The sequence below is a fragment of the Tenuibacillus multivorans genome (genome assembly GCF_900103915.1).
Classification (GTDB): Bacteria; Bacillota; Bacilli; order Bacillales; family Alkalibacillaceae; genus Tenuibacillus; species Tenuibacillus multivorans.
The window spans coordinates 12221-24748 of sequence record NZ_FNIG01000009.1 but is presented as its reverse complement, the minus strand read 5'-3'; the positions used below and the strand labels follow the sequence as shown (position 1 = coordinate 24748).

11 protein-coding genes are annotated in these 12528 nt (G+C 37.8%); 4 read left to right on the top strand and 7 right to left on the bottom strand.

The window, feature by feature from the left end:
- Window positions 1-3: 3 nt before the first annotated feature.
- From BLP77_RS12555 to BLP77_RS12545, 3 genes are read right to left on the bottom strand one after another with little or no spacing between them, the layout of a single operon-like run.
- Window positions 4-837, bottom strand: coding sequence for a hypothetical protein (locus BLP77_RS12555; RefSeq protein WP_093857484.1), 834 nt, complete (start codon window positions 835-837; stop codon window positions 4-6).
- Window positions 834-1523 (bottom strand): ABC transporter ATP-binding protein, encoded by a 690-nt coding sequence (locus tag BLP77_RS12550; protein ID WP_093857483.1) that lies wholly within the window; start codon window positions 1521-1523, stop codon window positions 834-836. Before BLP77_RS12550 ends, BLP77_RS12555 begins: the two co-directional genes overlap by 4 nt.
- On the bottom strand, window positions 1516-1905 hold the full coding sequence (locus tag BLP77_RS12545) for a GntR family transcriptional regulator (RefSeq protein WP_093857482.1): 390 nt from the start codon (window positions 1903-1905) through the stop codon (window positions 1516-1518). Before BLP77_RS12545 ends, BLP77_RS12550 begins: the two co-directional genes overlap by 8 nt.
- A 269-nt stretch (window positions 1906-2174) precedes the next feature.
- On the opposite strand from BLP77_RS12545, the gene BLP77_RS12540 reads away from it, so the two are divergent.
- Window positions 2175-2930, top strand: a complete 756-nt coding sequence (locus BLP77_RS12540) for an exodeoxyribonuclease III (protein WP_093857481.1) — start codon at window positions 2175-2177, stop codon at window positions 2928-2930.
- Between the two features lie 467 nt (window positions 2931-3397).
- On the opposite strand, the gene BLP77_RS12530 is transcribed toward BLP77_RS12540, so the two are convergent.
- Window positions 3398-5626, bottom strand: a complete 2229-nt coding sequence (locus BLP77_RS12530; RefSeq protein WP_093857479.1) for a PepSY1/2 domain-containing protein — start codon at window positions 5624-5626, stop codon at window positions 3398-3400.
- Between the two features lie 158 nt (window positions 5627-5784).
- A complete protein-coding gene (locus tag BLP77_RS12525; RefSeq protein WP_093857572.1) occupies window positions 5785-7848 on the bottom strand; it encodes a catalase in 2064 nt (687 codons plus the stop codon).
- 239 nt (window positions 7849-8087) lie between these two features.
- Here BLP77_RS12525 and BLP77_RS12520 point away from each other — a divergent pair, with 239 nt between their 5' ends.
- The 3 genes from BLP77_RS12520 (at window position 8088) to BLP77_RS12510 (ending at window position 10869) form a co-directional block, all read left to right on the top strand.
- On the top strand, window positions 8088-8651 hold the full coding sequence (locus BLP77_RS12520; protein ID WP_093857478.1) for a tyrosine-type recombinase/integrase: 564 nt from the start codon (window positions 8088-8090) through the stop codon (window positions 8649-8651).
- A 124-nt stretch (window positions 8652-8775) separates the two neighbouring features.
- On the top strand, window positions 8776-10194 hold the full coding sequence (locus BLP77_RS12515; RefSeq protein WP_093857477.1) for a DUF1538 domain-containing protein: 1419 nt from the start codon (window positions 8776-8778) through the stop codon (window positions 10192-10194).
- Window positions 10195-10200: 6 nt separating this feature from the next.
- The gene (locus tag BLP77_RS12510; protein WP_093857476.1) at window positions 10201-10869 is read left to right on the top strand and encodes a P-II family nitrogen regulator; all 669 of its coding nucleotides are present in this window, start codon (window positions 10201-10203) and stop codon (window positions 10867-10869) included.
- A gap of 67 nt (window positions 10870-10936) precedes the next feature.
- Here the strand turns inward: BLP77_RS12510 and BLP77_RS12505 are convergent, their stop codons facing one another.
- Together BLP77_RS12505 and BLP77_RS12500 are read right to left on the bottom strand one after the other, a co-directional pair.
- Window positions 10937-11749, bottom strand: coding sequence for a DUF817 domain-containing protein (locus BLP77_RS12505; protein WP_093857475.1), 813 nt, complete (start codon window positions 11747-11749; stop codon window positions 10937-10939).
- 298 nt (window positions 11750-12047) lie between these two features.
- Window positions 12048-12434, bottom strand: a complete 387-nt coding sequence (locus BLP77_RS12500; RefSeq protein WP_093857474.1) for a hypothetical protein — start codon at window positions 12432-12434, stop codon at window positions 12048-12050.
- Window positions 12435-12528: the final 94 nt, after the last annotated feature.

The window sequence follows — 12528 nt, the reverse complement described above, 5'->3', positions numbered from 1 at the left end:
TCCTTACACATTTATCTTATCTTTCAGTAGTTTAAAGCTAACCCATGTAGAGACTGCCATAATGATGAGACCTACAATCACTTCAATCCAGACCAACTCATTTAAGTAGAAATATTTATCAAGAAACAACTCATTTAAAATCATTGGCGATATGAATAGCGCGACCGACAGTAACCCATAAAGAACACCAAACGCAATCCCTTTAAAACGATAGCTTCGTTCGAATAAAATCATCGTAAAGAGCACCATCACCGTCATAACCCCGACGCCATAGATCAACAGGAAAGCGTCAAATCCATTCGGTATAAACAATTGACCTGTCATCGAATTAACAATAAGATTGGTGATGGAATCATCTGTCCTTAAATCATCTGGAACCATCATTTGAAACACGAACCGCTCGACAAGTATGGCCATTAACTGAAACGCAACTAAGCTTAACGTAGCCATAACAATCGCTGCTAGCTTAGATAAATAAATATTAATCCGCTCAGTTGGCAGCATTAAAAGTCGGTAAATAAACGTGTTCTTCCCAAACCAATCGCGATACCAAATCAAAAAGATATAAAATAATATCGCACCAACACAAATGAAGATGGGTCCAATAAAGAAAATACCATTTATAATTGGGTGAAAACTCATCGGCCCAATTGAATCTAGAACCTCTGCCCGCGTTAATTGCTGTTCCATCATTCGCTCTTCGACACGATTCAGATAATCAAGTGATTCGTAAATAACACCACCTATTTGAACGACCAACATAAACGCCATTAACGAAAACAACACTTTAGACATTCGATTAATCTCAAAATTCGTTAATTTGATAAAGTTTTTCATTGGCGATACACCTCCCGCATCACATCGATAACTGACTTACCTTCCTGTTCACGAATTTCTTCTGTGCTAAATTCTTTATGAATTACACCATGATCAAGCAGCACAGCCTTATCAATTAAATGTTCAATATCATTTATTTCATGTGTCGTAATAATAACCCCTCGGTCTTCAATTAAATGGGTTGTAAAAACCTCGGCAATCTGTTCACGACTGAAAATATCAATACCCGAGAACGGCTCATCCATTAAAATGTAATCGACATCTAAAGCTAGTCCTAATAATAAATTGATCTTCGCTGTATTACCTTTTGATAAGCTCGAAATCTTATCTTCCCGATTTAATTTAAAAAATTCAAGAAGCTCATCAGCGCGCTGCTGATTCCACACTTTGTAAAAATCATTCATAAAATCCATCGCTTCTTTAATTCGCATACCCGGTAGCATGATGGTAGCATCCGGAATAAAGGCTATCTTCTCAAACGTCTCCTTGGTCACCTTTTTCCCATCAACTAAAATCTCACCTGATTGAATCGGTGTTAATTTCATAATCGAATTAAGAATCGTCGTTTTACCTACTCCATTTATTCCGATTAAACAAGTGATTTCACCTTTATTTGCGGTAAAACTCACACCGTTTAGCACTTGTTTCCGTCCAAACTTTTTCACGACATCTTTAACTTCAATCATCGGAATCCTCCTTTCGAGTTTCACGTTGATACTTCTGTTTAACTAACTCTAAAGCATCATCTAAAGGGACATTGATCGACTTTACAGAGGTTACAAATTCACTCACAGCCTGTAAAATCAACTCATCTCTTAAGTCCTGTAAAATTTGCTCATCAGAGGTCACACGACTCGGTTGATTTTTTTCAGTTTTAATCAAACCCTCTTCCTCCATTTCTTTGTATGCCCGCTGTGCTGTATTCGGATTAATTTTTAATTGATTGGCCAATTCACGCCTAGATGGAATGACCTGCCCAGGCTCTAAAAATCCTTTCGCAATTTGATTTTTAAAATGACGAATCACTTGCACATAGACGGGATCTCGATTATTAAACTGTATCTTCATAAAACACACACTCCCGTTTTGAAGTAAGCTTACTCGTTCAAGTGTATTAAGGTGTTAATACACCCTGCGCAAAAAAATATGTATTAGACGCTTAATACACCGTATGTGTGTATTATATGCTTAATACACTTTAAAAGTCAACTATGTTTTTATAAAAATTTTATTCGATGTGATAGAATTGTAATGTTCGAGTGTCTAAGCGCGTGACTGGCCAAGTTTGCCGTGTGAGTGTCCAAGTTCGATTGAGTAATAGGAAGGGGAATACATACATGAAACTAGTGTCTTGGAATGTTAACGGATTACGAGCTTGTATCCGTAAAGGTTTTCTAGATTATTTTAATAACATAGAAGCAGATATTTTTGCCGTACAAGAAATCAAATTACAGGAAGGCCAGATTGACCTGGACTTAGAAGGTTACGAACAATACTGGAATTATGCCGAGAAAAAAGGCTATGCAGGTACAGCTGTTTTCACAAAACAACAACCGTTAAACGTGACCTATGGTATGGATGAAGAGGCGTCACACCCAGAGGGGCGCATCATAACACTTGAGTTCGAAGACTATTATTTCGTCACCGTTTATACGCCTAATGCCCAGCGTACTTTAGCTCGACTTCCGCTTCGATTAGAATGGGAGGATCAATTTTATCATTACATACAAAAGTTAGACGAGCAAAAGCCCGTCATATTGTGCGGTGACATGAATGTGGCGCACAAACCAATTGACTTAAAAAATGATAAATCAAATAAAGGCAATTCAGGATTCACAATTGAAGAACGTGAGAAAATGACGCGCTTATTGAATCACGGGTTTATCGATACATTAAGATACTTTTATCCGGATCGGGATGACCTTTTTACCTGGTGGTCATATATGAAAACCGTCCGTGAACGAAACATCGGATGGCGCATTGATTACTTTATTGTTTCCGAACGAATGCAAGACCAACTAAATGACGCTCAAATTCATTCAGACGTGATGGGAAGTGACCACTGTCCAATTTATTTAGACATTGATTTATAGAGAATGGGACAAAAATATTTAGAGGGTGATGAAAGGCGAACAATATCATCTCATATAATTGAAAATGAACGGAGTCAAAATGCGAAGACGCCTGCGGGAACAGCACGAGTCTCGAGACCCCGCAGGCAGCGCTTTTCTGCCGAGGAGGCTCGAGCCGTGCCCACGGCAAGCGAAGCATTTTGACGTAGTGAATAAAGTTTTGTCTCAGCACCTATCACTTCTATCGGTGTTTTTCACTTTTCTATCGGTGTATCTCCCAATTCTATCGGTGTATCTCCCAATTCTATCGGCGTTTTTCGCTTTTCTATCGGTGTATCTCCCAATTCTATCGGTGTTTTTCGCTTTTCTATCGGTGTATCTCCCAATTCTATGGCGTTTATCGCTTTTCTATCGGTGCATTTAATAATATTTAATAAAAAAAACAGACCTTCCTTTAACACTAAAAAGGAAGATCTGCTTAAATCAACTTACCTAAAATCCCCAGATGTGATTAGCTGAGCCAATCGTAAATTGGCAACTGCTAACTGAGCATAAGTCACTTCTTGCTGCGGTAAGAAATTATTTTCTCCGTCATTCGTTAGAAGTCCTAACGAGTTAGCAAGTACAACATATCCGCGATATTCGTCACTCATATCCTCTAAGTCGTTAAAGTTATAGCTGAAAATCTCAGAGCGTTTAGCAACAGAATCAAGGTCTAGCGCACGAACATACCAGAATGCTAGATTTTCACGCGTTAATGGGCTATCCACATCAAATGTATCCTGGCTGTCATCTACAATACCTCTTTGCACGGATTGCATAATAATATTATATAGTTCATGCTCACTATCAATATTACTGAAAGGACTCTGTTCTCGTTCTTCATTTACCGGTGGACGAGGATATACGCGATCGATTGACTTAGTTAAGATCTCTAAGGCTTCACCTTTTGTGACTGCCTGATCAGCATCAAAATTGGCTGGATCGTCAATCTCTAAAATGTTATTACTAATCATGAAATTAAGCTCTTCCTCAGCCCATGGGTGACTAATCACAACATCCTCTTTTTGACCAAACGGAGAGTTGCTTTCCCATTCACCCGTAACGGCATTATAGAAAGTTGGTTCATTATCATTTCGAAGGTAGTTGAGTTTATACTGTAATGTTTGTTCGTTTGAATCTCTATCTCGATCGACATAATACAATTTCAAATCTAATTTACTCTTAATGTCTTCTAAAGCTTGTTCTTGACTTACTGCCTCTTCAGCTGATGGCCAATCATCAAAATTACTATAGTTGACAGACAAGGATGCTAAACTTCCATCTTCTTTTGAGATACCGACAGAGATTCTATCGCCAGCAACAACAAGTCCGTCTTTAACTCGAGGGAATGTAAAACGATGTTCGCGGTCATTCGCAACTGTCGTCATACGATTGACAGGATAAGCATATTCATCCATATTCGAGTAGGCATAATCACTAATATAGTCGACCGCTAAATCTAGTGCTTCTTCATAAGATACATTTTCATCTACTTCTTCATTCGGATTTAAACCTCTTGAATTGTGGTATCTGACAAGCTCACCCGTGTTCTTATTGATCTCGATTGAAGAACCATATCCACTATTCCCAGTCCGATACATGTAACTAATAGAGTAAACTTCAGTACCATCTGGATTTTCACGTTCTGTGATGCGATCAATATGCAATGTCGTGTTTTCATCATCGGTTGCAAGAAGTTCTCTAGCTAGCTCCTCCGCTTCATCTTTTGTAATTGGGCTAGTAGCCTTCGCTTGGTCAGCTAGCATTTGGATGTCTTCTTCTTCCGGAATCTCGTCAACATATTCACCGTTCATGTAGTACTGACCGTCCTTCGCTGAGACTTCATGAATAGCAGGTGATTCACGGTAAGTTAAATAAACCTCTTCTTCCTGAGACAGATAATCGTGTCTAACCATATACTGCAACTCAACGTCAAGATCCCCTTTTAACTTCTCTAGAAGGTCATCTTTGGACATCACACCAGTCCTCGTTTCAAAGTCCGCTTCACCTTGTTGACGTGGTGCACTAAAACGTGTGACTTCCCCATTACCTAAAACCGTAACACGTGCTGTTTGGCTTTGAATCGGAATACCACTTCTTAACTTATCAAAAGTAAATTGATACTCAATCGGTTCAGTTAATGGACGGTTGATATCGTTGTAATAAATATTAGTATTTTCTCTCAGTTCAAAATCGCCGTCTAAATTCATCTTTTCCATAAATGACTTTGCCAGATTTAAAGCTTCATCTTCTGAAACTTCAGGTGGGAAAAGAGCTTCTGAGCGTTCCTGTGGGTCAATAGAAAAGTTAAATAGTTCTAAGTCGTCACCCACAAATTCAAAGCTAGCATGTCTCGGGTCGCTATCTGATTCTGGTGAGAAGTAAGATACGCGGTAGCGTTCAATGTCTTCCTCAGGAAAGTAAGGTGAAGAATCTAGGTGGAAATTTTCATCAGATGCCGACTCAAACTTTTCAGGGAAAAGCTCTTTAATTCTAGGAATAAGCTCGTCCACTGTAAAAGAGTCTTCGTTTGCTGTTGTTTGCGTTTCATTCTGCTCGACTTCTACTGCTTGTGACTCAACCGTTGCTATTTCTGCAGCATTTACAGCTGGTGCCAAACCACCAAAAACAACGGCTGAAGAAAGTACCACTGCACTTGTCTTCTTTAATTTCATTTTTATTTCATCCCCCTTTTGACTAAACTGCTAATAGTATAACATAATTAAAACTAAATTTTACCAACCTTTAGTACTTTTTTAAATTTTTCTGAATAAAAAAAGCAGGAACCCTTTTTGGATTCCTACTTTTCTATCAAACTATGTTTTTACTTTTATTAAGTTCGATTCCAAAAACGTTGTTGTGCAATGGCAGCAACAAAATTATTTCCAAAGTCAGGATTGTTCCCCGCAAAAACGACGCCAGCTAAGTTATTTTTGTCTGATGACCTGATATAGTTCTGTCCAGTTGAGGCCACACCAATCGGCTTATAATGTTTGTATCCTTTACTGACCCATTCTAAAATATCCTGATTGAATTTTTCTTGATTGTGAGAATGTCCCCCAACAATATAAAACGAATCATATAGAACTGGATATTTAGTTGTAAATGTTTCATCCACTTCAAGTGTGGCGCCATCCGAACCCGTTACGGTACCGAGCTTCTCACTAACAATATCAATAAAAACGCCATTTTGCTGAAGTAGATCTAGAACGCTCGTGACCTCACGACCATTAAAACCATCACCAATTAAGACTGCAACTTTTTGTGTAAAAGCATAATGCGGCGTATTCGCTTGGCTAATCGCTGGCGAACTTTTGCTAACAGGAACATGAGAACCTTTAGGACGATCCACACCGATATTGTCAGCAATTGTACAGGCCATCTCTTTATCCACGTTAACCCACATATCGACATTTTGCTGTCTAACAGATTTACTTTTAACATATTGGAGGTGATAAATAAATGTGTCCACTAGATCTTGTTTTTCAACTGTTGATAGGCTGTTCCAGAAAAGGCGTGACTGTGAAAAATAATCATAGAACGATTCACTCGGACGTTCTCTCGTAATGTGTCCTTCGACTTCATCAGGATAACTGACAAATCCACCTTCTTCAAAAGACGCTTCTTCTGGCGTGTTTCCAGCTAATGAATTATTATGGTAGTGTACGGAATCAACATCAATTCGGTGTCTCAGATAACTTCTTCGTAGATTATAGTTTTTTTCTACGATAGGTTTGTTAACGGGTAGATTCTCAAAATTCGCTGAATGATGGCGATGTAATTCCGTATCCCTATATGGAAATGCCCTACTCTGTAAAACAGGATCGTTAGTGAAGTCGATTCCCGGAACAAGATTAGCAGGGTCAAATACTGATTGCTCTTCCTCTGCAAAGAAATTATCAACAAGTCGATTCAATGTTAATTTACCGATGGTTTCAACCGGAACGACTTCTTCTGGCCAGAGTTTTGTATCATCTAAAATATCAAAATCATAATTATATTGATCGCCTTCTTCAATGAGCTGTACCCCAAGTTCGTATTCTGGATATGCCCCCTTTAGAACAGCTTCAATTATATCTCGGCGATGAAAGTCTGGATCAACCCCTCCGATAATATTCGCTTCGTCAAGTAACAATGAATGAACCCCAAGCTTAGGCACCCATTTAAATCTGACAAAGGTCGATTGACCATGTTCATTAATAAATCTAAACGTATTGATTGGCCAACCTGCCATCATACGCCAACTTCTTGGACGCCCCCGCATGGACATCAACCACATTACCATATGTGCCGATTCCTGATTATTAGCGACATAATCCCAAAAACTATCGTGTGCAGTCGTTGCTTGTGGAACATGTGTTTTCGGCTCAGGTTTGGCCGCATGTGTCACATCCATAAATTTCATGCCATCTGCTAGAATGAAGACAGGGAATTGGAGTGATAACATATCATAATTCCCTTCCTCTGTATAAAACTTAACCGCAAAACCACGTATATCTACTGCAGTATCTTTTGAACCTTTATTTCCGATAAAATTAGAAAATCGACAAAATAATGGCGTTTTTTTGCCAGGTTCGTGTAAAAATTTTGCTACTGTATAATTTCTCATTGATTTATACAACTCAAAGTCCCCATATACCCCGAATCCTCTTGCATGAACAACTTTTTCAGGTATTCGTTCCCTGTCAAAATGTGATTGTTTTTTATAAAAGTGGAAGTCCTGAAATAACGCTGGCCCGCGCTTACCTGCTCTCAAGGTCCACCGGTCATTAGAAACTTTTACACCGTTATCATCTGTCATTTTTTTGCCTGGGCCAGTGTTTCTTCTACGGTAATATTCCAGTTGTTCGTCTTTGCGGTCGCCATGTACCTGACCCTTGTTACGGTCATCGTCCATGGACTTCTTGTTACGGTCCTCGTCCGTCGGCTTCTTGCTGTTTTTGTCCTTAGACACTTAATCACCCCATGATTTTAATAAATTCCAATTAAATCATATGACCTATTACCAACATTTATTCCATTTTTACTGATTGTATCTATTAGGTGATTAATAATTTTATATCAAGCATATAAATTGTAATGTTACTTAAATTAAAATATAATATAGTTATGTAACATTATGTTCGGAGGAAACCCATGGAATTCGTTGATCCTATAAAGAATTTGAATGACATTAGAACCATTAAAAAAATATTAAAACAACATTCACAACGCGATTTATTGTTTTTTGTGCTCGGAATCAATACGGGGTTAAGAATTAGTCATTTACTAACCTTAAAAATTGAGGACGTATGGGATGGTAAGGGAATCAAGGATTTTATACATGTTGCAGATACACACACTGGTGAGAAGAAGGCATTCTATTTAAATACTAGTGTAAAGAAGGAAATAAAAACCTATCTGTCTATGTATGATTTTGACCCAGCGAATTACCTCTTTAAATCCAAGAAGGATAACAATCCGATCACTCGTCAGCAAGCGTATCGTATCATTAACCATGCCGCAAAAGAAGCAGGTGTCAAAGGGAAAATCGGTACACATACATTAAGAAAAACCTTTGCCTATCACGCCTATCGTAAAGGGATTGCGATTTCGATCATCTCAAAAATTTTAAATCATCATTCGACCTCAGATACGTTGCATTATATTGGGATCGATAAACATGAAGCGCGACTCATTAAAGTCGATGTCAATCTGTAAGCGCTTAACTATGGATCTCGTATTCATAGTTTGCTAAATTAATAGAAAGGAATGACCAATCATTTTTAGCGTACTCGTTTCTAAGTTAAAAGAAGTATTAATAGCCGTTCTCCCCATTACCGTCATGGTATTAATCTTAAATTTTACGATAACGCCTCTAGATACCCCTTTACTGATTCGATTTGTTTTAGGTGCGATTTTAATCATAATTGGATTATCTATCTTTTTATTTGGAGTTGATATTGGTATTACGCCCATCGGCCAAAGAATGGGGAAAGCTATTGCAAAAACAAATAAAATCTGGATTATTTTGATTGCCGGTATATTACTTGGCTTTTTTATCTCCATTGCAGAACCAGATTTACACATCCTCGCAGATCAAGTTGACATGGTAACCTCAGGTCTCATTTCAAAAACCAGTGTTGTTGTAGTCGTTTCAATTGGCATTGGACTACTCATTGCCGCAGGGCTTGTTCGAATAGTCTATAATTTTCCACTTTATAAATTGTTAACGATTTTATATTTGATTGTTTTTGGACTGGCGATCTTTACGTCTCCTGAATTTTTAGCCATTTCCTTTGATGCATCCGGTGCAACTACTGGCGCATTGACCGTACCGTTTATTCTAGCTCTTGCTTTAGGTATTTCCGCTCTAAAAAAGGATAGTAAAGCCTCCGAGAAAGATAGTTTCGGATTAGTAGCCATTGCGTCAACAGGTGCCATTATAACCGTGATGATTATGAATATCATTTCAGGAACGGATGAAATGACCGGGAGTCTAGCAGGAAATACCGTCTCAAACTCTATTATTGGGCCGTTCTTACACGAATTCCCAAGTATAACGTTTGAAATAACTGTAGCCTTATTACCTATTCTTATAATTTTCCTTGTATTTCAGAAAATTTCCTTTAAAATGTCTATGAAAGGCGTAAGAAAGATTTTAATGGGATTGCTGTTTACATTTATTGGACTCGTATTATTCCTTGTAGGTGTTAACGCTGGTTTTATGGACGTTGGTAGCTTTGTAGGTTATAATATAGCAAACCTTGATAATAAAGCATATATTATTGTCATAGCCTTTGCCCTAGGTCTTGTTACGATATTAGCTGAACCAGCCGTATATGTTCTGACACATCAAATAGAAGATGTGACGAGCGGTTATGTAAAACGATCTGCCGTATTAGTGACGCTATCAATTGGTGTTGGCTTGGCCGTTCTTTTATCCGTATTAAGAGTACTCATACCAGAACTTCAATTATGGCATTACCTTTTACCAGGCTATATCATTGCCATAGCATTGACATATGTTGCGCCTAAACTATTCGTTGGGATTGCCTTTGATTCAGGTGGTGTAGCATCAGGCCCGATGACCGCAACCTTTATTTTAGCCTTTGTACAGGGCGCTGCAGAAGCGACACAAGGAGCTAGTGTTTTAATTGATGGCTTTGGTATGATTGCATTAGTAGCCATGACACCATTAATCGCCTTACAAATACTAGGTCTAGCATTTAAATATAAATCCAATAAAGCAAAGGGGGAGTAAAGTACAATGTCGACTGATACTAAAAATCCAGATCTTAATTTGGTTTGTATTATCGTCAACTTTGGACTAGGAAGTAAAGTACTGCAAACCGCCAAGAAACACGGTATGCGAGGCGGGACTGTACTATTAGGAAAAGGGACGATCAAAAACCATCTCCTTGAGCTTTTAGCGATAAACGATGTCAAAAAAGAAATCGTCCTAATGGGATCCGACAGAAAAACAGTTAACTATGTTCTTGAAAAACTCGATCAAAAATTCAAATTCTCAAAACCCAATCACGGCATAGCCTTTACTACCTCAATCAACCGCGTAATTGGTGCAAGGAGTCTAAAAAGCGATCACATGTTAGAAAGACGAGGTGCAGATCAAAAAATGTATCATGCTATTACAGTGATTATAGAAAAAGGAAACGCTGAAGATGTCATTGATGCAGCATCGGAAGCTGGATCAAAAGGTGGTACCATCATAAACGGAAGAGGCTCAGGCATCCACGAAACTAGTAAACTTTTTTCTATGAATATTGAACCCGAAAAAGAAATCGTCATGATCCTATCAGAGCGAGACAGCACCGATGCGATTGTATCTTCAATTAGGAAAAAGCTTAAAATAGATGAACCCGGTAACGGCATCATTTTTATTCAAGATATAAACCAAACTTATGGGTTGTATGATTAATAAATGTATGAGGAATCGAATTGTAAAGAAGCAGGAATCCCTTCTGAGGATCCTGCTTATTTAAAGTTTATAGCACTTTTTTGCGTTCGCCCTTTATTGGCTTGACCTCTTGATCTGTAAACCCTTCCCCTTTTATACGTTTCAACTGCGCAACAATAATAAAACTAACGACCACCAATAAAAACCACGAGCTGATCTTCCCGACATGGACAAGCTCCCATGTGTCACCTTGATTAGGATAGCGATATCCATCTAATAGAGTGGAAATGTTCTCAGCTACCCATATGAAAAATCCAATCAGAAAGAATGAAAGCGATAAAGGCATTTTATAACGTTCACCATTAACGTTAAAATGCACGACTGTTTTCCAAAAAATAATGAATAATGCACCTGTCAAAAACCAACGTATGTCATACACAAAGTGATGCGTAAAAAAGTTTAAATAGATTGCAGCACCAAGCGGAACCGTCCATAAGAAATACGGCCACTTATCAATTTTCAAATCTAACCGCCGCCAAGCCTGTACCATATAACTAGCCACACTAGCATACATAAATCCACTATATAACGGAACACCCGCAACCTTTGAATAACCCTCTCCAGGATAACTCCACGAACCCATATGTACCTTATAGATTTCTAACGTCAATCCGATGATGTGAAATAAAGTTATAACCTTCAATTCATCTATCGTCTCTAACCCCGTCTTTACCATGACAACCTGAATGAGTAAACAAATGATCAAAATCACATCATAACGAGGGATTCCAGGAACAGATACCAGATTGGTTACGGCTAATGTTATAAAAATTAAACCCGGGAACAAACAAGCCAAGGCCTGTTGATACCCAAAATGAAAAAGTTGTTTGATGTAGTGCATATGTAAACTCCTTTAGGTTGCTACCATAGTTATTGTGAAGGTGATAGTTTGAGACCAGTATAGCTTCTCCCGATTATTTTAGGTTATAGCATTTCTACTAAACATTTCTAATATTCTCTATATTATAAAAAACATAAAACCCATATTAAGGGCTGTTGATAATCAACTTATTAACTTTTTCTTTTAATTCACTATAATTTAAAGGTTTGGAGATTTTTCTTATTTTGTTTATTGAAACTCTCTTCTGATTACCAAAATAGTCATTGATAAATTTTGTTGTTAGGATATAGAACTCCCACTACTCTAAATTTAATGGATCAACCTTATGATATACTTTTTCCTTTAATAAACAAAAAACATAAATATCTGAATTTCTCTTCTTTGAGTGACCATACTCACCAAAAACATGTTTTTTACTTATATCGAAATCCGGCGTTGTTAATTTGTTTTGATCCCAAGATTGAACAAAAGCTGATGACTTTACCTCTATAGAATGTCCTTTAAAACTAACATCAGCAACGTCCCATTCAATCCGTTGTGTCTCTTCAACACCTAAAGAACTTGCAACAATAAACTCTGCAAATACACCACGATGATTATTCATCAATAAATCCGAATAAGCCCATTTCCAAAAATCAACAATCGTTTTAGATAGACCATTTATGGGTGTGTTTTCGTCTAACATCTTAACACCTCTACTTTGATAATACTTCCTTTCCAACCCAGAAGTTCTCAAACCTTGTATAAGCTAGTGGTTTACCTAAGCGACTAATGTTATC

Bases quoted from the DNA above. Each gene is read 5' to 3' on its own strand.
- BLP77_RS12555 (WP_093857484.1), bottom strand. From the start codon at position 837: ATGAAAAACTTTATCAAATTAACGAATTTTGAGATTAATCGAATGTCT.
- BLP77_RS12550 (WP_093857483.1), bottom strand. From the start codon at position 1,523: ATGATTGAAGTTAAAGATGTCGTGAAAAAGTTTGGACGGAAACAAGTG.
- BLP77_RS12545 (WP_093857482.1), bottom strand. From the start codon at position 1,905: ATGAAGATACAGTTTAATAATCGAGATCCCGTCTATGTGCAAGTGATT.
- BLP77_RS12540 (WP_093857481.1), top strand. From the start codon at position 2,175: ATGAAACTAGTGTCTTGGAATGTTAACGGATTACGAGCTTGTATCCGT.
- BLP77_RS12530 (WP_093857479.1), bottom strand. From the start codon at position 5,626: ATGAAATTAAAGAAGACAAGTGCAGTGGTACTTTCTTCAGCCGTTGTT.
- BLP77_RS12525 (WP_093857572.1), bottom strand. From the start codon at position 7,848: ATGGACGATGACCGTAACAAGGGTCAGGTACATGGCGACCGCAAAGAC.
- BLP77_RS12520 (WP_093857478.1), top strand. From the start codon at position 8,088: ATGGAATTCGTTGATCCTATAAAGAATTTGAATGACATTAGAACCATT.
- BLP77_RS12515 (WP_093857477.1), top strand. From the start codon at position 8,776: ATGGTATTAATCTTAAATTTTACGATAACGCCTCTAGATACCCCTTTA.
- BLP77_RS12510 (WP_093857476.1), top strand. From the start codon at position 10,201: ATGTCGACTGATACTAAAAATCCAGATCTTAATTTGGTTTGTATTATC.
- BLP77_RS12505 (WP_093857475.1), bottom strand. From the start codon at position 11,749: ATGCACTACATCAAACAACTTTTTCATTTTGGGTATCAACAGGCCTTG.
- BLP77_RS12500 (WP_093857474.1), bottom strand. From the start codon at position 12,434: ATGTTAGACGAAAACACACCCATAAATGGTCTATCTAAAACGATTGTT.